Below are 19,987 nucleotides of genomic sequence, written 5' to 3'. Positions count from 1 at the left end.
GTCAGCTCCGTAATTCGGCAATTTCATCATCGGTCAAATAGCGGATCGGACGATCGCCGAGGGTGAAGATCAGCCGCGCCGCATCTTCCATCTCTTCGGTATTGTCCGCCGCCGCTCGCAGGTCTTTACCGGTCACCACCGGCCCGTGGTTGGCCAGTAAAAAGGCGCGGTGGGCCGGCGCCAGGCGCGCCAGATCCTGCGCCAGCCTTTCGTCGCCAGGACGATAGTAGGGCACCACCGGCACCTTGCCGACGCGCATCACCACATAGGGGGTGAACGGTTTGATGGCGTTGTCGACGTCCAGCCCTTGCAGGCAAGAGAGCGCCGTGAGGTAGGTGCAATGCAGGTGCACCACAGCTTTGCATTCCGGATTGTTCAGATACAGCGCTCGGTGAAAGCTGATCTCTTTCGACGGCTTGTCGCCGGACAGCCAATCGCCGTTCAGGCTCACTTTAGACAGGCGATCGGCCTGCAGTTCGCCCAGGCAAGAGCCGGTCGGCGTCGCCAGCAGCGCGCCGTCCGGCAGCAACAGCGAGAGGTTGCCGGCGGAACCAGTGGCGTAACCGCGTTGAAAAAACGAGGCGCCGAGACGCACCATCTCTTCGCGCGCTTGCTGTTCGGTCGTCATGCTCATACTGGAAACTCCGTTTGCGCGCGCGAGAAGAAGGCTTCATCGCCAAAATTGCCTGATTTCAGCGCCAGGGAAATCGCCCGATCGCTGGCGCGCACCCAGGGAACGCCGGGAGAAATGCCGGGGCCAATATGAAAGCCGCGAATGCCCAGCGCCTGCGTGACCACGCCGGAGGTTTCGCCGCCGGCGACGATAAAGCGGTTGAATCCCAACCGGCGCAGTTGCACCACCAATTCGGCGAACAGCGCTTCCACCGCCTCGCTGGCGGCGGCGCCGTGCTGCCGTTGCGTTTGCTGCAGCGCTTCCGGCGGCGCAGTGGCGTAGATTAGCGGGGCAAGCGCCTCCCCGGCGTGATGCTGCGCCCAGTGCGCCAACTCGGCGGCGTAGGCGGCGCGTGCCTGTGGTTCGAGGCAACGGCCGATATCGATGGCCTGCGCCGAAGCGCGCTCGCGGTAGTGCGCCACCTGCCGGTTAGTCATCACAGAACACGAGCCCGACAGCACTGCTGCCTTTTCCCCCTGCGGCGCGCCGGCTGCCTCTGCCGAACGAGCGCCGCTTTGCGCCCATTGCCGCGCCAGGCCGATCGCCAGGCCCGAACCGCCGGTCACCAGCTTCATCGTTTTCAACGCTTCACCCTGGGTAAGCAGATGCCGTTCGTTGAGCGTGTCCAGCACCGCGTAGCGCACGCCTTCCTGCGCCAATTGCTGCAGTTTCTCGCTGACTGCCTCGGCGCCGCGATCCATTTCCGCCGCCGTCACCAGCCCACAGCGCCCGGCGGCCTGGGACTCCATCAGGCGCAGCAGGTTGCTGTCGGTCATTGGCGTGACCGGGTGATGACGCATGCCGGACTCAGACAGCAGCTGCTCCCCGACGAACAGGTAGCCCTGATAGACCGTGCGGCCGTTTACCGGAAGCGCCGGGGAAACAACCGTGAAATTTTCCCCCAGCGCGGCGAGCAGGGCGTCGGTCACCGGGCCGATATTGCCTTGTGCGGTGCTGTCGAAAGTGGAGCAGTATTTGAAGTAGAACTGGCGGCAGCCCTGTTTTTGCAACCAGGCCAGCGCCTGCAACGCCTGTTCGACCGCCTGCTCTGCCGGGCAGGAACGCGATTTCAGGCTGATGACCGCCGCCTGTGCGTTTACCTGCGTTTCGTCCTGCGGCACGCCGTTCAGCTGCACCGTCGGCAGGCCGTTTTGCACCAGAAAACTGGCGATGTCGGTCGCGCCGGTAAAGTCATCCGCGATTACGCCAAGCAGCATCAGAGCGCCTCCTTTTTTTGCGGCAGATCGATGCCGGCAAAGATTTTGATTACCGCACTGTCGTCTTCTTTACCGTAACCGGCGTTGCTGGCGGCGGTAAACATGGTGAAAGCGGTGGAGGCCAGCGGCAGCGGGAAGTGCAGCGCCCTGGCGGTATCCGCCACCAGCCCCAGATCCTTGACGAAGATATCCACCGCCGATTTGGGCGTATAGTCGCCGTCGACCACGTGGCGCATGCGATTTTCGAACATCCAGGAGTTGCCGGCGGCGTGGGTGACCACGTCGTACATCACGTCCAGCGGGATGCCGGCGCGGGCGGCCAGCGCCATGGCTTCGGCTCCGGCGGCGATGTGCACGCCGGCCAACAGCTGGTGGATGATTTTTACCGTCGCGCCCAGACCGATGGTCTCGCCGATGCGGTAAACCTTGCCGGCGATGGCGTTCAGCACGGGTTGCAGACGCTCGAAGGTAGCGTCGGCGCCGGCGGCCATCACCGTTATCTGGCCTTCCTCCGCCTTGGCCGCTCCGCCGGAAACCGGCGCGTCCAACATTGGTAGCCCGTAGTCCAGCAGCCGTTGCTCGATCTGTTTGGCGTCATCGGCGGAAATGGTCGAAGAGACCATCACCGCAGTGCCTGGCTTGAGCTTTGGCGCCAGGCCTTGTTCGCCGAACAAGATTTGCTTCACTTGGGCGGCGTTCACCACCAGCAGCAGCACGGCGTCCAACTTGGCCGCGAAGTCGCACGCGCTGGTAGACGCTTGTTGCGCGCCGGCCTGTTGCAGCGTCGCCAGCGCCTGCGGATTCAGGTCCGCCCCGTAGGTGGTCAATCCGGCGCGAAGGCACGAACGCGCCGCGCCCATGCCCATCGCGCCCAGTCCGATGATGCAGACGGCATAATTCCCTGGGTGTGTCATACTGCACTCCTGTTAATTTTAGTGATAATTTGTTTTGTTGTGTTAAATGTAAGCGCTTGGCGACGGTTTATCCGCGATCGATATCACAATAATTAACAATGTGTGAAACGGATTTTTCGTCTGATTTCTGGCCTGAATCAACATTACTATTATGTTTTTAAATAAGTTTATGTTTACCTGGCCTAACTGCGTGCGCCGTCACGCCGCGAAAATTTAGGGCTATCGGCGAACGAAAATTGACGTAAAATCACAATTATTATCACCGCAGCAACGAGAGGGAACCGTGATACCTGTAGAACGCCATCAACAAATTCTTGCGCTGGTATCCGAACGCGGCGTCGTCAGCATTGCCGAGCTGACCGAACGGCTGGGGGTGTCGCACATGACGATCCGCCGTGATTTGCAAAAACTGGAGGAACAGGGCGCGGTGCAGTCGGTCTCGGGCGGCGTACAGGCGCCCGAGCGGGTGGCGAGCGAACCTTCGCACCAGGCCAAAGAGGGGATGTTCAGCCGGCAGAAAATCGCCATTGGCCGGCTGGCGGCGCGACAAATTCCCGCCAACAGCTGTATCTATCTGGATGCCGGCACCACCACGCTGGCGCTGGCGAAACAGATCGGTGAACGTGACGATTTGACGGTAGTGACCAACGACTTTGTCATCGCCGGCTTCCTGATCGAACACAGCCAGTGCCGAATCATCCACACCGGCGGCACCGTGTGCCGGGAAAACCGCTCCTGCGTCGGCGAAGCGGCGGCGCAGGCGCTGCGCGGTCTGTTTATCGATCTGGCGTTCATCTCCGCCTCTTCGTGGAGCATGCGCGGCCTGTCGACGCCGAACGAAGACAAGGTGATGGTGAAGAAGGCCATCGTCGAGGCCAGCCGCCGCCGCATTCTGCTCAGCGATACGTCCAAATACGGCAAGGTCGCGACTTACCTGGCGCTGCCGATCGCCGCCTTTGACGCCGTCATTACCGACGAGGGGTTGCCCGCCGCCGCGCGGGAGGCCATTGAGCACGCGGGGATTGCATTGCTGACGGCGGGAGAAGAGGAATAAGAACGAAGCGGGATCAGGATGAAAGTTCGGTATCGATGCCACGTGCGGGCGGTTCACTGGCTTCAACGCCGCCGCGTTCACGCCATTCGCGGCGCCTTTGTTCAGCCCATTCTTCGTGGAAGGCTTGCATCTCTTTTTGGTGCCGTTCCTTCATGCTCATAGGGGTTGGGTGGGATTCTGCCGTTAACAGGCGGGATTTTGATGACATATAATCCGTCCTCAATAAGCGCTTGGTTGTACAAATAATGTACGCGATGCGCGTGTTTTTTCAAGAGCGAGTCATAAATTCTGGCTAACGCTGGCCTGAGCGGTACGCTGAAAACTAATCTTGCTTGGTATTGCGTCACAAAAGTGACGATCGCCAGGCCGATGCCATTAATGAAGAGTTGTTCTCGTTCATACCGGGTGTACGCCATCCTGGTATAGGTATCAAATAAGGATCTCGTTACTTCGGCGCGATTTTCCAATGCTCTTACATCGTACAGTTCCATGACGTAAGCATTGTCCAATACTTCCGAGGCAGGATAAGCCCCAATAAGCCATTGACGCATCCTTAACGTCGCTTTTTTAAAATCAAGGTAATACGCAGCAACGCTGCTGGCTTTTTTATAAACCGTTATTCGATACCTATACTCCGTGACAGGTCGTGCATTGACCTCCCTCACATCAATCTCCATTATAAAATCCTTTTTACTATTATCTTTCCTATAGTTATCCCCTTTGTGACAAACAGATTATTAACCGCGACGGAGAGGCTCCTCCAGCCGCCGATGAGGCTTATGCGCAGCGCCGCGCAAAACTAAATGCCGCTGAACCAGTTGTAGCCCTGATCTTCCCAGTAGCCGCCCGGATTGACGTCGCTGACGAAGATCGCGGCGATATGTTTGGCGTTTTTGAACCCCAACTTGGTTGGCACGCGCAGCCGCAGCGGGTAGCCATAGTCCGCCGGCAGCGCCTTGCCGCCGAAGTCCAGCGCCAGGATGGTCTGCGGGTGCAGCGCGGTGGCCATGTCGAGGCTGGAGTAGTAACGATCGGCGCATTTGAAGCCGACATAACCGGCATTCAGATCCGCGCCGACATGCTGCAGAAAGGTGCGCAGCGGCACGCCGCCCCATTGGCCAATGGCGCTCCACCCCTCAATGCAGATCAGGCGCGTGATTTGGCTTTGCTGCGGCAGCCGCTGCAGCTGTTCCAGCGTCCAGGGCGCTTTTTTCTCCACTTTCCCCGCGACCTCAAGCCGATAGCCGGCGAGATCGATCTCGGGGACGTTATATTCCGGGTAAAACGCGTTGAAGGGGAAAGGGTGGGTAATCTGATCCGGCCGATAAGTTTGCGCCAGCCGTTGGCCGCTGAACAGCCAGGCCTGCACCCGGTCGTTCCAGCGCGACATGGCCCACAGCACTTTATCCACCCGATCGCCGTCTTGCAGGTTGCAACCGGTAAGCATGGCGATGCCGCCCAGCGTCAGGCCGGAACGCAGCATCAGGCGGCGCTGCAGATTGACCAACTGCTTTTTTTGGTCCGGTTCCAGTTTTGGCGCGGTTGCCCGCGGTTTTTTCTCATTCATGTTTGCCACCCGTTATCATCGCCCACAGCGTTTTGGGCACGACGATCACCATGAAGACGTGGATCGCCACGAACAGGCCGATGCCGGCCATGGCGAAGAAATGCACGTAGCGCGCGAAGTCGAAGCCGCCAAACAGCGCGACCAATCCCTGCAGCTGAACCGGTTTCCAAATCGCCAGGCCGGACAGCACCAGTAATAGCCCCAGCGCCAGTACGCCGAGGTACATCAGTTTCTGAATGGCGTTATAGTGGCCATGCCGGTGGCGCAGGCGCAGCGTCAACGCCAGCCAGATATCCTGCCGCAGCGCGCCGATGCGAAGCGGCAACAGATCGCGGCGAAAATGACCGCTGAACAGGCTCCACAGCAGATAGCAGACGGCGTTGAGCGCCAATAGCCACATCACCGCCAAATGCCAACCAATCGCGCCGCCCAGCCAACCGCCCAGCGTCATCTGCGGCGGAAAGCGGAAATCGAACAGCGGCGAGGCGTTGTAGATTTCCCAACCGCTCATGAACATGCACACCATGGCGAACAGGTTGATCCAATGAGTGATGCGAACAGGCCAGCGATGCACCGGCGGCGACGCGTTGGTCTTCATGACATTCCTCCGGTTACATCGGCGGCACGGTGCCGTCTTTGCCGGCGGAAATGCGGGTGGCGATGCGCTCGCCCTTTTCGTTGGCGGCGGAGAACAGCACGATGTGCACGCCCGGTTTCAGCAGGCTCAGATCGCCCGGATCCAGCGTCACGATCGGCACGTCTTCCGGCACGACGACGGTTTTCTGCTGGTTGCCGTAGGTGACGGTCAGGGTACGGCCGTTGGATTTCACCAGTTTGCCGACGGTGCCGTTGGTCATGGTGTCCACTTTGCCGTCGGCGGATTCCCAGGCCGAGTGCCCTTCGCCGGTGCCGCGCAGGCTGGCGGCGAACACATGCACCTCCAGCGCTTTGAGCGTGCCGTCCGGTTGCGGCACGGCGGCGGTGCCGATAAAGCTGTCCGGTTTGATGTCGTCCAGCGTGGCTTTGGAGACGCTGAGCACTTTGGTCTGATCGTTCAGCTTGACGCTGAGGGTCTCGCCTTTGCGATCGGTCAGCTGCAAATTGCCGTCGGCAACCTGGCTGATGGTGCCGCGCAGCGGCGCAATCACCTTGCCCGGCGGTTGGGCGGCGGCGGCCAAGCCGCTGGACAGCAGCAAGGTGGATAACAGTAAACCGGCTATACGATGGCGGGTAATCATAACGTTCTCCTGAAATGAGTTTGCCGGTTAAGCATGGTTGACCTACTGGGTCAGCGCCATGGCCGTTTGATGACATTAATGTCATCAAGTTTGTCCGCCGAAGCTGCTAGTATTTTTGCAGACGTAACGAGGTGGCGAGCATGCGAATACTGGTAGTTGAAGACGATATCGGCACAGGGGATTACCTGAAGAAAGGGCTCGGGGAAGCGGGCTACGGCGTCGATTTGGCGCGCACCGGCACCGACGGGCTGTTTCGCGCGTTGGAGCAGGATTACGATGCGATCGTGCTCGACGTGATGCTGCCGGGGCTGGACGGCTGGCAGATCATCGAGGTATTGCGCAAGAAAAGCGACGTGCCGATCTTGTTTCTCACCGCCCGCGACGGCGTACAGGATCGCATCCACGGTCTGGAGCTGGGCGCGGACGACTATCTTATCAAACCCTTTTCCTTTACCGAGCTGGTGCTGCGTTTGCGCACCTTGCTGCGCCGCGGGCCGGCGCGCGAAGCCGATCATTACGCCATCGCCGATCTGCAGTTGGACGTGCTGCGCCGCCGGGCGGTGCGCCAGGATCAGGTGATCCCGTTGACCAACAAGGAGTTCATGCTGCTGCATCTGCTGGTGCGGCGCGAAGGCGAAGTGCTGTCGCGCACGCAGATCGCCTCCCAGGTGTGGGACATGAATTTCGACAGCGACACTAATGTGGTTGATGTGGCGATCAAACGCCTGCGCGCCAAAATCGACCGGCCGTTCGACGTCAAGCTGATCCACAGCGTGCGCGGCATCGGCTATGTTTGCGAGCCGCGCTCGTGAACGCCCGCGCTTCACGTCGGCCGGTGTCGCTGACGCTGCGCACCGCCATGCTGTTCGCGCTGGTGGCCGCCTGCGTGGTGAGCGGGGCGGGCTGGTATCTGTTCGGCGCCATGCGTCAGGAAATGACGCTCCGCAGCGATCTGCAGGTGACCGGGCGCGTAGAGTATTTCCGCCATTTATTGGGGCAGCGCTTTCCTTTGGCGCGTCTGACGGCTAATAACGGCCTGTTCGAAAATATGCTGGGCAATGAACAGGATGTGTTGATTTTCCAAATTCCGGGGCAAAAACCGCTCATCAATGTGAATCCGGCCAGGGTGGCCCTGCCGCCGATCGCGCCGACGCTGCCCGAACAGGCGCAGACGCTGGCCGCCGTGCGCGGCGGGGAAACGGCGCAGGGGGTGCCGCTGCGCGCGGCGTCGGCAATGGTGCGCCTGGAAGACGGCAGTTTGCTGCAGATTTCCGCCGCGCACGTGATGGTCAACGAACAGAAAATGCTGGCGCGTTACCTGTGGCGCATTGTCGCGGCGGTCGTTGTGGCTTTCCTGCTGATTGCGCTGCTGGGCTATGGGGTCATGCGCCGCGGATTGCGGCCGCTATGGCGCATGGCGGCGCAGGCGTCGGAGATCGCGCCCAATACATTGTCGACGCGCCTCAGCGAACAGGGGGCACCGAAGGAGTTACAGCAATTGATCCGGGCGTTTAATGCGATGCTCGATCGGTTGAATGAAGGCTATCAGCGGCTGACGCAGTTTTCCGCCGATCTGGCCCATGAGATCCGCACCCCGGTGGGCGCGTTGATGGGCCAGTGTCAGGTGGCGCTGTATCAACCCCGCAGCGTGGAGGAGTACGAAACCCTATTGTCGAACAATATGGATGAGCTGGAGCGTATTTCGCGCATGGTGGAAAACATCCTGTTTCTGGCGCGCGCCGGTGAGGCGCAGTCTGCGCTGAACTACAGTCGTCTGGATGTGGCGGCCGAGCTGCGGCGGGTGGCGGATTACTTCGAAGGGCTGGCGGAAGAACGCGGCATCGCGCTGAGCTGCGAAGGGGAAGGCGAGCTGAAGGCGGACGCGATGTTGTTCCAGCGGGCGCTGAGCAATCTGGTGGCCAACGCGGTGCGCTATGCCGATGAAAACAGCCTGATCGTATTGCGGGCTGAACGGCGCGCCGATGCCTGGTGGGTGCAGGTCATCAATCAGGGGCCGCCGATCGCGCCGGCACAGCTGGAAAAACTGTTCGATCGTTTCTACCGCGCCGATCCCGCGCGTAGCGCCGGCAGCCATGCCAGCGGCCTCGGGCTGTCTATCGTACGCGCCATCATGACGCTGCACGGCGGTGAGGTGCGCGCCGAATGTACCGGGCGCGCGTCTGCCGCCAGCCTCATTTTCAGCCTGCGCTTCCCGCTCGCGCAATAACCGTTGTGCCGGACTCACGCGGCGGAATGGCAAAGCGGAAGCAGGCACCGCTTTGCGGTTGTTCGATCAGCTGAATATCGCTGTCGTGCAGTTGCAGAATGCGCCGCACGATCATTAACCCCAGCCCGCCCGCAGGGCGCCGGGCGCCGCTCAGGACCGACGGCCGCACGAACAGATCGGCGCGCAGCGTCTGCGGAATGCCGGGGCCGCTGTCGCTGACCTGCACCATCACCCTATCTTCCTGCCGCCACAGCCGCACGCCGATATCGCCGCCGGGCGGCGTATGGCGAATGGCGTTGTCCAGCAGATTGGTCAGCACCCGCTCAATCATGCTGAGATCGGCGAACACCGGCGGCACGCCGGGAGCAATATCGGCGTGCAGCCGCTGATTACGCGCCTCCGCCGCCAGCTCGAACTTTTGGAACACGTCCTGCAACAGCTCGCTGAGGGAGAAGGGCTCTTTCTGCGGTTTCACCACGCCGTACTCCAGCCGCGCCAGCTCGAACAGCTCCTGCGCCAGCTTGCCCACTTTGCGGCTCTGCGCCAGGGCGATCTCCAGATAGCGGCGCCGATCGGCGTCGCTCAGGGTGGCGGCCTTGACCGACAGCGTTTCCAGATAGCCGTGCAGCGAGGTGAGCGGGGTGCGCAGATCGTGCGAGACGTTGGCGATGAATTCGCGCCGCAGCCGATCCTGCTGCGCCAGCGTTTGCCACTGTTCGGCGAGGCGCTGCGCCATGCGGTGGAAGGCCTGTTGCAGCTGGCTGACCTCGTCGCGCCCGGCCGGCACCGCCGGCAGCGCCGCGTAGGCCTGCACCGCCTCGATGCCGCCGCTGTCCAGCGCATTGACCTGGCGGGTCAGGCGCCGGATGGGGCGAGTGACCCAGTAAAACGCGAAACCGCCGGCCAGCAGACTGAACAGCACCATCACCCCGGAGGTCCACAGCGCCATCCTGGCTGCCGAATTGAACTGGGCGTTGCTGGCCAGCGCCGTGTACTCCTCACCGAGCAAGACCACATACAGATAGCCCTCGACCCGGCCGTCGACCTTCAGCGGCGCAACGCTGAACACCTTGCGCCCGTCCGCGCTGCGCGGATCGTCGCCATACACCGGCATCTGCGCGCCATCGAGCAGCGCCTGCAGCGGCGGCAGCGCGACCCGCTGCCGTTTCAGATGCCCGGCCGGCGCGGCGTTGCCGATGATTGCGCCCTGTTTGTCGAGCAGATAAACCTCAACGCTGGGGTTCACCGCCATCAGCTGATCGAACAGGGTATGCACCGCCTGCGGATCCGGCCCGTTCACCCCCAGCAGCGGATTGCTGTCGGCGATATGCTGCGCCAGGTTGCCGGACAGGCGCTGGATCACCGCCTGGCTGTACTGGGTATTGCTGCGCACCTGCATCCAGCCGGAAAAGGCGCAGCCGATGACGATCAGCAGCGCGAAGATAATCGTGAGGCGTTGCGCTAACGTAAGGTTTTTCATGGCTCACTCTTGCGGCGCGGCCGCGAATTTATAGCCCATGCCCCACACCGTGAGGATGCGCTCGGGTTCCGCCGGATTGCGCTCAATCTTGATGCGCAGCCGGTTGATATGGGTGTTGACGGTGTGCTCATACCCTTCGTGCTGATAGCCCCAGACCTGATTCAACAGGCTGAGGCGCGAGAATACCTGGCCCGGGTGGCGGGCGAAAAAGTACAGCAGGTCGAATTCGCGCGGCGTCAGCTCGATCGGCTGTTGGTGCAGGCGCACCTCGCGGGCGATAGGATCGATGGTCAGATCGTTGAAGCTGAGCGCGCCGGCGTCCAGGCGCAGGTTGCGGCTCATCGCCTCCTGACGGCGAAACAGCGCCTTGACCCGCGCCACCAGCTCCAGCATGGAAAAAGGTTTGGCCAGATAGTCGTCAGCGCCCAGCTCCAGCCCCAGCACACGGTGCACCTCGCTGGAGCGCGCGCTGGTGATGATGATCGGCGTGTAGCGCGTCATGGTGCGCGCCCGGCGGCAAATCTCCAATCCGTCGACGCCCGGCAACATCAGATCGAGGATGAGGGCGTCCCAGCCGCCCTGTTCCAGCATCGCCATGCCCTGATTGCCGTCGGCGGCGTGGCTGATGGCGTAACCCTCGTCACGCAGATGCAGCTGCAGCAGATCGGCGATGTCGCCGTCGTCCTCGACGATCAAAATTCGTTTTGGCTTGTCCATTCTCATTACCGCTGATTAGCCCGATTCTCTCTGAAGTCTACACAACCGCCACCGGCGGAGTTATCACATTTTATTTAACTTTGCGTGAGGTCTTGGGGAACAAATCCGGGGAATACTCGGTTCATCGCATCGTTAGCTGGCAGGAATCGCTATGAGCTTCACCCTCACCCCGGAACAACGACAGACGGTACATCCTCTCTGGCTGCGGTTGACGCATTGGCTGAATGCGCTGGCGATGCTGATCATGGTCACCAGCGGCTGGCGCATCTATAACGCCTCGCCGCTGTTCAACTTCAGCTTTCTCAACGAGCTGACGCTTGGCGGCTGGCTGGGCGGCGCGCTGCAGTGGCACTTCGCCGGCATGTGGCTGTTTGGCGTCAACGGGCTGTGCTACCTGCTGCTGAACCTCGCCAGCGGGCGTTTCAAACGCAAATATTGGCCGCTCAGCCCGAAGCAGTTTCTCGCCGATGTCGGCGCGGCGCTGCGCGGCCGGCTGCAGCACGCCGACTTGCGTCACTACAACATGGTGCAGCGCGTGGCCTATCTGTCGGTGATGCTCCTTGGCGTGATAAGCGCGCTGTCCGGACTGGTGCTGTGGAAATCGGTGCAGTTTCCGCTGCTGCGCACGCTGCTCGGCGGCTATGAGGCGGCGCGATATATCCACTTTTTCGCCATGTCGGCGCTGGTGGCCTTCGTCGCGATCCATCTGGTGATGGTGGCGCTGGTGCCCCGCACGCTGCTGGCCATGCTGCGCGGACGTTAAGGAGTTCACGATGAAAAAGGATAAACAGACCATGACGATCGTTGAAGGGCAGGCGATCGTCAAAGAAGCGCAGCGCTTGTTGACCGCGTCGTCCCGCCGCCGCTTTCTGCGCAACGGTCTGACGCTGGGCGGCATCGCCATGCTCACCGGCTGCGATCTCAGCGGCAACGCTAACGTCGAGCAGGCGCTGAGCCGCATTTCGCGCCTCAACGATCGGGTGCAGGGTTGGCTGTTCAACGGCGATCGCCTGGCGCCGGTCTACCCGGAATCGATGATCACCCGGCCATTCCCGTTCAACGCCTTTTACGCCGAGGAGGACGCGCCCGACATCAACGGCGACGACTATCGGCTGGAGGTGGCGGGGCTGGTGCAGGACAAGCGCGCCTGGAGCCTGCCGCAGCTGCATCGGATGGCGCAGGTCAGCCAGGTGACGCGTCATATTTGCGTCGAGGGTTGGAGCGCCATCGGCAAGTGGGGCGGCGTGCCGTTCGCCACCTTTCTTAAGGTAATCGGCGCGGATCTGAGCGCCCGCTACGTCAGCTTCAAATGCGCCGACGACTACTACACCAGCATCGATATGGCCACCGCGCTGCATCCGCAGACGATTATCGCGCTGACCTACGACGGCCAGATCTTGCCGCGCAAGTACGGCTACCCGATGAAGCTGCGCATGCCGACCAAGCTGGGCTACAAGAATCCGAAACACATTCAGGTGATCGAGGTCACCAACCGCTTCCCGGGCGGTTACTGGGAAGACCAGGGCTACAACTGGTTTGGCGGCAGCTGAGGCGGCCGCCGGCCATTCTCCGGCACTCCGGTGCCTTTGACATGACGGAAGGAAATACCATGAAAAAGTTATTCGCAATGATGATGTGCAGCGCGCTGATGCTGGGTGTGGCCGGCGCCAACGCCGCCGATGGCATGAGTAAAGACGCGATGAAAAAGGACGGCATGAGCCAGATGTCGCACGACGGCATGAAGAAAGAGTGCATGGGCAAGGACTGCATGAAGAAAGACAAGATGGGCCAAGACGCCATGAAAAAGGATGGCATGGCGAAAGACGGTATGGCCAAAGACGGCATGAAGAAAGATGAGATGAAGAAGGATGCGATGGGGCACTAAGCCGCCGCACCCCGTGGCCGCAAGCGGCAGATCCGCTGCGGCTGCGGGCAACATAAGGAGAGAGGATGATGCTGGCGAGTTGGTTACGGCGCTTTCAGCGCTCGAACGGGGACGTTATCTTTATGCGCGCGGCGTTGGTGGTGATTTTCGCCGCCTTCGGTTACGCCAAGTGGTTTGATTACGAGGCGCAGGGGCTGGTGCCACTGATTGGCAACAGCCCACTGCTGAGCTGGATGCACCAGGCGTTCGGCATTCGCGGCGCCAGTTATGCGCTGGGCGTCGCCGAGTGGAGCTTCGGTTTGCTGCTGCTGGCGGGATTCTGGTCGCGGCGGTTGGGGTTGCTGGGGGCGATCGGATCGACGGTGACCTACCTGACCACGTTGACGCTGATCTTTTCTACGCCGGGCGCCTGGGAGCCCTCCGCCGGCGGTTTTCCCGCCATGGCCGGCGCCACCAGCTTTTTAATCAAGGATCTGGTGTTGTTGGCCGGCTCCCTGGTGCTGCTGAAAGCCGACTTGCCGGCCGAGCAGGCATAAAAAAGGGCGTAGCCTGGCTACGCCCTCTGGTTATTGATTGACCGTCACATATCCGGGAAGGTCAGGGTGCCCCCCGGCGCTTCGCGATGAATGTGCAGGAAGTTCAGGTGCTTCTCGTACTGGTCGAGGATATCGCCAATCACCTGTTCCTTGCTGTAGTCCATCAGGTCGTTGCCCTGGGTGCCTTCCATCAGGAAGGTTTCCAGCCGGTAGTAGTGCGACTTGCCGGAGCGGGCGCGGTAGGTGAAGCCCGGCACCGAGTAGCGCATCGGCCAGATCTGATAGATGAAGTTCTGTTCCTCGCCCAGGTGCACCAGCAGCTCCAGGTGATTCAGGCGTTCGTCTTCGGTCGGCGGCACTTCGCTGAACTCCACTTTCGCGCCGCGCAACTCCAGCTCGCGCGCCACGTCCTGCATAGCCGGGCGGCAAACCTTATCCAACATTTTCTGCGTGTACTGCGTGCCCGGGTAGTTCATCACCCGCGACAGGCGCTGTTTCCAGTTGAGCACGTCGTGGCTGGAGACCGGCACCGGCGCCAGGGTGCTAAGCGCGCTGGCCTTGCGGTAGTCCTCCACCCGCAGCGATTTGTACAGCCCGGCCATCACGAAGAAGATCACGAAGCTGAACGGCAGACCCATGATCACCGTGGTTTTCTGCAGCGCCGGCACACCGTCGGTCATCAGCATGCCGATGGTCAGCAGGCCGATGGCCACCGACCAGAAAATCCGCAGCCAGTTCGGCGCATCATTATTGATGTCGGCCAGGCGCGAGGTGAAGTTACCCAGCACCAGCGAGCCGGAGTCCGCCGAGGTGACGTAGAACAGCAGGCCGGTGATGGTGGCCACCGAGGCGCTGAAGGTGAAGCCGGGGTATTGCGCCAGCAGGCTGTAGAAGCCGCGCTCCGGGAACTGCATCACTTCCTGAGCAAACTCGGCGTTGCCGTGGATGATCTGGTACAACGCGCTGTTGCCGAAGATAGACAGCCACAGCAGGGTAAACACGAACGGTATGATCAGCGTGCCGACCACGAACTGACGAATGGTGCGCCCGCGCGAGATGCGCGCCAGGAACAGGCCGACGAACGGCGACCACGCCACCCACCAGGCCCAGAAGAACAGCGTCCAGTTGTTCATCCACTCCACCGGCCGATCGAAGGCGAAGCTGTTGAGCGTCATGCCCATAAAGCGGTTGACGTAATCGCCGACGTTAAGCACCAGCGCGTTGAGCAGGAACTCGGTGTCGCCGAAGAACAGCACGAACAGGATCAGGCCCAGCGCCAGCAGCACGTTCAGCTCGGACAGGATGCGGATGCCCTTGTTAACGCCCGAAGTCACCGAGATGGTGGCCATGATCACCGATAGCAGGATCAGCGAGCCCTGCACCGTCAGGTTTTCCGGGATCTCGAACAACACCTTGAGGCCGTAGTTGAGCTGCACCACGCCGATGCCCAGCGTGGTGGCGATGCCGAAGATGGTGCCTAGCACCGCGGCGATGTCCACGCTGTGGCCGATCGGGCCGTTGATGCGCTTACCGAAGATTGGGTACAGCGCCGAGCGGATGGTCAGCGGCAGATTGTAGCGATAGCTGAAGTAGCCGAGGGCGATGCCCATCAGCGCATACATCGACCAGCCGGTCAGGCCGTAGTGGAACAGCGTCCAGACCATTGCCTGGCGCGCGGCCTCCAGCGTTTGCGCGTCGCCTTCCGGCGGCATCATGTACTGGGTCACCGGCTCGGCGACCGAAAAGAACATCAGGTCGATGCCGATGCCGGCGGCGAACAGCATCGCCGCCCAGCTCATCAGGCTGAACTCCGGCTTGGACTGCTCCGGCCCGAGCTTGATGGAACCGAAGCGCGAGGCGGCGATAAACACCACGAACACGATGTACAGCGTCGCCGCCAGCAGGTAGTACCAACCGAAGGTGGTCGACACCCAATTCAGCGTGCGGGTGATCCACTGCCCGGAGAAGTCGGTGAAAAAGATGGTCATCAGCGAGAAGGCCAGGATCAGCCCCGCCGAGGTGAAGAAAACCACAGGGTTGAGGCGGTCCTGCTGCGGTTTGGAGGAGGTTTCGCGTGTTGTCATCGTCATCCTCTGAACTGAGTAAAATCGTGCCGCTCCGCATTTCGGGGCGCGTTGGCGCCGCCGAAAAACGGGCGAATGAAGGCGGCGACCATCCCCATGGGAATGGCCTGAGTAACGCCGCTTTCGCCTGTTGCCGAAGCACCGGAGCGCTTCGCGGTGGGAACCGCTTACAGCCACTGATTTTGGTCAGATTCGTTAATTACCTCACAAAAATCAGCCAGTTCCACAACCAGATAGTACAAATTTTTAACCAGGCGGCAATAAAATATATGCAATTTTTATTGAACGTTCAATCAAAAAAAAGTTTAATAGTCCGCATGATGACCTGAATCACGGGCGAAACGGCAGTGAAATTTGCCCGCTGAGATAAGGCCGAAGTCGGTTTTGTGAGAGTCGAAATATGCCAAAGGTAGGAATGCAGCCAATCAGAAGGCAGCAGTTGATTGATGCCACGCTCGCCGCGGTAAACGAAGTGGGAATGCATGACGCCACCATCGCGCAGATCGCGCGGCGGGCCGGCGTTTCCAACGGCATCATCAGCCATTATTTCAAGGACAAGAACGGCCTGCTGGAAGCCACGATGCGCTATCTGATCAGCCACCTGGGCGAGGCGGTGAAGCTGCGGTTGCAGGCGCTGACCGATAACAGCCCGGCGGCGCGGCTGCAGGCGATCGTCGCCGGCAACTTCGACGACAGCCAGATCAACAGCGCGGCGATGAAGACCTGGCTGGCCTTTTGGGCCAGCAGCCTGCACCAGCCGCAGCTCAACCGGCTGCAACAGGTGAACGGTCGCCGGCTTTATTCCAACCTGTGCGCCGAGTTTCGCCGCGTTATGCCGCAGCCGCAGGCGCGGTTGGCGGCCAAGGGGCTGGCGGCGCTGATCGATGGGCTGTGGCTGCGCAGCGCGCTGCGCGGCTCCGCGTTCAATCAGGCGCAGGCGCTGGCGATCACGACCGAATACATCACGTTCCAACTCCGGGGGCAAACGCCGCCCGGAGGATAACTCAAGGAGATCCTATGTCCCGTTTTGGCTTGCAGAAGCTCTATATTCATGGCGCCTATGTAGACAGCACCGCTGGAAAAACCTTCAACGCCATTAACCCGGCGAACGGCGAAGTTCTGGCTGAAGTCCAGTCCGCCGGCGCTGAAGACGTCGATCGTGCGGTGGCCAGCGCGGCCAGCGGGCAGAAGGTGTGGGCGGCGATGACGGCGATGGCGCGTTCGCGCATCCTGCGTCGCGCGGTGGATATTCTGCGCGAGCGCAACGATGAGCTGGCGGCGCTGGAAACGCTGGATACCGGCAAAGCGATGTCGGAAACCACCGCGGTGGACATCGTCACCGGCGCCGACGTGCTGGAGTATTACGCCGGCCTGATCCCGGCCATTGAAGGCGAACAGATCCCGCTGCGCGATACCTCGTTCGTCTACACCCGCCGCGAACCGCTGGGCGTGGTGGCCGGCATCGGCGCCTGGAACTACCCGATTCAGATCGCGCTGTGGAAGTCCGCGCCGGCGCTGGCGGCGGGCAATGCGATGATTTTCAAACCGAGCGAAGTCACGTCGCTTACGGCGCTGAAGCTGGCGGAAATCTACACCGAAGCCGGCCTGCCGGACGGCGTGTTCAACGTGGTGACCGGCAGCGGTGCGGAGGTGGGGCAGTACCTGACCGACCATCCGGGCATCGCCAAAGTCTCTTTCACCGGCGGGGTGAAAACCGGCAAGAAGGTGATGGCCAACGCGTCGGGTTCGACGCTGAAAGAAGTCACCATGGAACTGGGCGGCAAGTCGCCGCTGATTATCTTTGACGATGCCGATCTGGATCGCGCCGCCGATATCGCCATGATGGCCAACTTCTACAGTTCCGGCCAGGTGTGCACCAACGGCACCCGCGTCTTTGTGCCGGCGGCGCTGCAGGCGCAGTTTGAGACGAAAATTCTCGAGCGCGTGAAGCGCATTCGCCTCGGCGATCCGACCGATCCGCAAACCAACTTCGGGCCGCTGGTCAGCTTTGCGCACATGGAATCGGTGCTGCGCTTTATCGAGAGCGGCAAGAACAGCGGCGCGCGCCTGCTGTGCGGCGGCGAACGCGTCACCCACGGTGAGTTCGGCAAGGGCGCTTACGTGGCGCCGACGGTATTCAGCGACTGCCGCGACGACATGGAAATCGTGCGCGAAGAGATCTTCGGGCCGGTGATGAGCATCCTCAGCTACCAGAGCGAAGAGGAAGTGGTGCGCCGTGCCAACGACACCACCTTCGGCCTGGCCGCGGGCGTGGTGACCCACGATCTGGCCCGCGCGCACCGCGTGATCCACCAGCTGGAAGCCGGCATTTGCTGGATCAACACCTGGGGCGAGTCGGCGGCGGAAATGCCGGTCGGCGGCTACAAGCAGTCCGGCGTCGGCCGCGAAAACGGCCTGACCACGCTGGAGCACTACACCCAGATCAAATCGGTGCAGGTTGAGCTGGGCGATTACGCCTCGGTATTTTAACTATCCCCGTCGTCTTTCGAGCCGCAGCCGGGTTGGCTGCGGCAGACACTCCCCGAGAGCCAAATACACCGCCTGTTGCGGATCCGCGTTTCGCGTTTTCGTCTCATGCAGGCCAATAAAGTAAGGAGATAATGAATGGAATTTGACTACATCATTATCGGTGCCGGTTCCGCCGGCAACGTGTTAGCCACCCGATTGACCGAAGACGCCGACGTCAGCGTCCTGCTGCTGGAAGCCGGCGGCCCGGATTACCGGATGGATTTCCGTACCCAGATGCCGGCCGCGCTGGCGTTTCCGCTGCAGGGCCGCCGCTATAACTGGGCGTATGAAACCGATCCTGAGCCGCACATGAACAACCGCCGGATGGAATGCGGCCGCGGCAAAGGGCTGGGCGGTTCGTCCCTGATCAACGGCATGTGTTACATTCGCGGCAACGCGATGGATTTCGACAACTGGGCCAAGGCGCCGGGTCTGGAAGACTGGACCTATCTGGACTGTCTGCCGTATTTCCGCAAGGCGGAAACGCGCGATATCGGCCCGAACGATTACCACGGCGGTGAGGGCCCGGTGAGCGTCACCACGCCGAAGGCCGGTAACAACGAACTGTTCCACGCCATGGTGGAAGCCGGCGTGCAGGCGGGTTACCCGCGCACTGACGATCTGAACGGTTACCAACAAGAAGGCTTCGGCCCGATGGATCGCACCGTGACGCCGAAGGGGCGCCGCGCCAGCACCGCCCGCGGTTATCTGGATCAGGCGCGTTCTCGGCCGAACCTGAAGATCGTCACCCATGCGCTGACCGACCATATCGTGTTCGACGGCAAGCGCGCGGTGGGCGTCAACTATCTGCAGGGCGACAGCAATCAGCTGACCCATGCCAAAGCGCGCCGCGAAGTGCTGCTGTGCGCCGGCGCCATCGCCTCGCCGCAAATTCTGCAGCGTTCGGGCGTCGGCCCGGCGGCGCTGCTGAAAAGTCTGGACATCAACGTGGTGCACGATCTGCCGGGGGTAGGGGAAAACCTGCAGGACCACCTGGAGATGTATCTGCAGTACGCCTGTAAGAAACCGGTGTCGTTGTACCCGGCGTTGCAATGGTTCAATCAGCCGAAAATCGGCGCGGAATGGCTGTTCAACGGCACCGGCGTCGGCGCCAGCAACCAGTTCGAGGCCGGCGGTTTCATCCGCAGCCGCGCAGAGTTCGCCTGGCCGAACATTCAGTATCACTTCCTGCCGGTGGCGATTAACTATAACGGCAGCAACGCGGTGAAAGAGCATGGCTTCCAGGCCCACGTCGGTTCGATGCGTTCGCCGAGCCGCGGCCGGGTGCAGGTGAAATCGAAAGATCCGCGTCAGCATCCGAGCATTCTGTTCAACTACATGTCGACCGAACAGGATTGGCAGGAGTTCCGCGACGCTATCCGCATCACGCGCGAAATCATGGCGCAGCCGGCCCTGGACGAATACCGCGGCCGCGAGATTAGCCCAGGGCCGGAGGTGCAGACCGATGAGCAGTTGGACGCCTTCGTGCGCGAGCACGCCGAAACTGCCTTCCACCCGTCCTGCTCGTGCAAGATGGGCGAAGACGAGATGGCGGTAGTCGACGGCCAGGGCCGGGTGCACGGCATGGAAGGATTGCGGGTGGTGGATGCGTCAATCATGCCGCTGATCATCACCGGCAACCTGAACGCCACCACCATCATGATCGCCGAGAAGTTAGCCGATCGCATTCGCCAGCGCGCGCCGCTGCCGCGCAGCACTGCCGACTACTACGTCGCCGGCGATGCGCCGGTGCGCAAGCAGTAACCGACACGCCCTCTCGCCGTTGAGGGGGAGGGCCGCCGTAGCAAGCAACCCCTCTCCATATGCTCTTCCCCAAGGCGAGGGGGCAACTCTCTTTTATCCCTT

General features: G+C 61.5%; 21 protein-coding genes. 11 read left to right on the top strand and 10 right to left on the bottom strand.

The genetic code is table 11. The features are described 5' to 3' along the window. Position 1: 1 nt before the first annotated feature. Genes ACMGF7_RS00565 through ltnD form a run of 3 tightly spaced genes read right to left on the bottom strand, consistent with a single transcriptional unit; the run spans position 2 to position 2,804 of the window. Positions 2–634: an aldolase gene (locus tag ACMGF7_RS00565; RefSeq protein WP_015377162.1), complete on the bottom strand. Its 633-nt coding sequence runs from the start codon at positions 632–634 to the stop codon at positions 2–4. Then, entirely contained in the window at positions 631–1,890 is a 1,260-nt protein-coding gene (otnK, locus tag ACMGF7_RS00560; RefSeq protein ID WP_420286331.1) for a 3-oxo-tetronate kinase, read from the bottom strand. Before otnK ends, ACMGF7_RS00565 begins: the two co-directional genes overlap by 4 nt. Beyond that, positions 1,890–2,804: an L-threonate dehydrogenase gene (ltnD, locus tag ACMGF7_RS00555; RefSeq protein ID WP_164095316.1), complete on the bottom strand. Its 915-nt coding sequence runs from the start codon at positions 2,802–2,804 to the stop codon at positions 1,890–1,892. The genes otnK and ltnD overlap by 1 nt, the downstream gene beginning before the upstream one ends. A 283-nt stretch (positions 2,805–3,087) precedes the next feature. On the opposite strand from ltnD, the gene ygbI reads away from it, so the two are divergent. Then, a complete protein-coding gene (gene ygbI, locus ACMGF7_RS00550) occupies positions 3,088–3,858 on the top strand; it encodes a DNA-binding transcriptional repressor YgbI (RefSeq protein WP_049241232.1) in 771 nt (256 codons plus the stop codon). 101 nt (positions 3,859–3,959) lie between these two features. Here ygbI and ACMGF7_RS00545 read toward each other — a convergent pair whose 3' ends face one another. The 4 genes from ACMGF7_RS00545 to ACMGF7_RS00530 all read right to left on the bottom strand — a co-directional run bounded on the left by ACMGF7_RS00545 (position 3,960) and on the right by ACMGF7_RS00530 (position 6,663). Then, positions 3,960–4,535, bottom strand: a complete 576-nt coding sequence (locus ACMGF7_RS00545) for a hypothetical protein (RefSeq protein WP_420286330.1) — start codon at positions 4,533–4,535, stop codon at positions 3,960–3,962. A 122-nt stretch (positions 4,536–4,657) separates the two neighbouring features. Then, a complete protein-coding gene (locus ACMGF7_RS00540) occupies positions 4,658–5,425 on the bottom strand; it encodes a molybdopterin-dependent oxidoreductase (RefSeq protein ID WP_004939173.1) in 768 nt (255 codons plus the stop codon). Then, entirely contained in the window at positions 5,418–6,023 is a 606-nt protein-coding gene (locus ACMGF7_RS00535) for a cytochrome b/b6 domain-containing protein (protein WP_033633746.1), read from the bottom strand. The genes ACMGF7_RS00540 and ACMGF7_RS00535 overlap by 8 nt, the downstream gene beginning before the upstream one ends. Before the next feature lie 13 nt (positions 6,024–6,036). After that, entirely contained in the window at positions 6,037–6,663 is a 627-nt protein-coding gene (locus ACMGF7_RS00530; RefSeq protein ID WP_033633745.1) for a hypothetical protein, read from the bottom strand. 140 nt (positions 6,664–6,803) lie between these two features. Here ACMGF7_RS00530 and ACMGF7_RS00525 point away from each other — a divergent pair, with 140 nt between their 5' ends. Together ACMGF7_RS00525 and ACMGF7_RS00520 are read left to right on the top strand one after the other, a co-directional pair. Beyond that, positions 6,804–7,475, top strand: a complete 672-nt coding sequence (locus ACMGF7_RS00525; RefSeq protein WP_021504273.1) for a heavy metal response regulator transcription factor — start codon at positions 6,804–6,806, stop codon at positions 7,473–7,475. Beyond that, on the top strand, positions 7,472–8,890 hold the full coding sequence (locus tag ACMGF7_RS00520) for a heavy metal sensor histidine kinase (protein ID WP_197763641.1): 1,419 nt from the start codon (positions 7,472–7,474) through the stop codon (positions 8,888–8,890). The genes ACMGF7_RS00525 and ACMGF7_RS00520 overlap by 4 nt, the downstream gene beginning before the upstream one ends. On the opposite strand, the gene ACMGF7_RS00515 is transcribed toward ACMGF7_RS00520, so the two are convergent. Together ACMGF7_RS00515 and ACMGF7_RS00510 are read right to left on the bottom strand one after the other, a co-directional pair. Further along, positions 8,862–10,370 carry a sensor histidine kinase gene (locus tag ACMGF7_RS00515; protein WP_049241241.1) on the bottom strand — a complete coding sequence of 503 codons (1,509 nt, stop codon included), beginning with the start codon at positions 10,368–10,370 and terminating at the stop codon, positions 8,862–8,864. The genes ACMGF7_RS00520 and ACMGF7_RS00515 overlap by 29 nt on opposite strands. Before the next feature lie 3 nt (positions 10,371–10,373). Then, entirely contained in the window at positions 10,374–11,087 is a 714-nt protein-coding gene (locus ACMGF7_RS00510) for a response regulator transcription factor (RefSeq protein WP_021504276.1), read from the bottom strand. 151 nt (positions 11,088–11,238) lie between these two features. On the opposite strand from ACMGF7_RS00510, the gene ACMGF7_RS00505 reads away from it, so the two are divergent. The 4 genes from ACMGF7_RS00505 to ACMGF7_RS00490 all read left to right on the top strand — a co-directional run bounded on the left by ACMGF7_RS00505 (position 11,239) and on the right by ACMGF7_RS00490 (position 13,508). After that, positions 11,239–11,850: a cytochrome b/b6 domain-containing protein gene (locus ACMGF7_RS00505; protein WP_033633742.1), complete on the top strand. Its 612-nt coding sequence runs from the start codon at positions 11,239–11,241 to the stop codon at positions 11,848–11,850. 10 nt (positions 11,851–11,860) lie between these two features. After that, on the top strand, positions 11,861–12,637 hold the full coding sequence (locus ACMGF7_RS00500) for a molybdopterin-dependent oxidoreductase (RefSeq protein WP_044031628.1): 777 nt from the start codon (positions 11,861–11,863) through the stop codon (positions 12,635–12,637). 59 nt (positions 12,638–12,696) lie between these two features. Beyond that, the gene (locus ACMGF7_RS00495) at positions 12,697–12,972 is read left to right on the top strand and encodes a pentapeptide MXKDX repeat protein (RefSeq protein ID WP_033633740.1); all 276 of its coding nucleotides are present in this window, start codon (positions 12,697–12,699) and stop codon (positions 12,970–12,972) included. Between the two features lie 65 nt (positions 12,973–13,037). Beyond that, the gene (locus ACMGF7_RS00490) at positions 13,038–13,508 is read left to right on the top strand and encodes a YkgB family protein (RefSeq protein WP_049187327.1); all 471 of its coding nucleotides are present in this window, start codon (positions 13,038–13,040) and stop codon (positions 13,506–13,508) included. A gap of 44 nt (positions 13,509–13,552) precedes the next feature. Here the strand turns inward: ACMGF7_RS00490 and ACMGF7_RS00485 are convergent, their stop codons facing one another. After that, positions 13,553–15,592: a choline transporter gene (locus ACMGF7_RS00485; RefSeq protein WP_004939112.1), complete on the bottom strand. Its 2,040-nt coding sequence runs from the start codon at positions 15,590–15,592 to the stop codon at positions 13,553–13,555. Here ACMGF7_RS00485 and ACMGF7_RS00480 point away from each other — a divergent pair. From ACMGF7_RS00480 to betA, 4 genes are all read left to right on the top strand, one after another. Next, complete coding sequence (locus ACMGF7_RS00480; protein ID WP_126181001.1) at positions 15,583–15,921, top strand: hypothetical protein; 339 nt, start codon at positions 15,583–15,585, stop codon at positions 15,919–15,921. The genes ACMGF7_RS00485 and ACMGF7_RS00480 overlap by 10 nt on opposite strands. 71 nt (positions 15,922–15,992) lie before the next feature. Continuing rightward, on the top strand, positions 15,993–16,595 hold the full coding sequence (gene betI, locus ACMGF7_RS00475) for a transcriptional regulator BetI (protein WP_197798545.1): 603 nt from the start codon (positions 15,993–15,995) through the stop codon (positions 16,593–16,595). Between the two features lie 14 nt (positions 16,596–16,609). Further along, entirely contained in the window at positions 16,610–18,082 is a 1,473-nt protein-coding gene (gene betB / locus ACMGF7_RS00470) for a betaine-aldehyde dehydrogenase (protein WP_171403293.1), read from the top strand. A 135-nt stretch (positions 18,083–18,217) separates the two neighbouring features. Further along, positions 18,218–19,885: a choline dehydrogenase gene (gene betA / locus ACMGF7_RS00465; protein WP_049241247.1), complete on the top strand. Its 1,668-nt coding sequence runs from the start codon at positions 18,218–18,220 to the stop codon at positions 19,883–19,885. Positions 19,886–19,987: the final 102 nt, after the last annotated feature.

This window comes from Serratia sp. BNK-17 (genome assembly GCF_048684935.1).
Lineage (GTDB): Bacteria > Pseudomonadota > Gammaproteobacteria > Enterobacterales > Enterobacteriaceae > Serratia > Serratia nematodiphila.
This window is presented reverse-complemented; position numbering and strand designations above follow the sequence as displayed.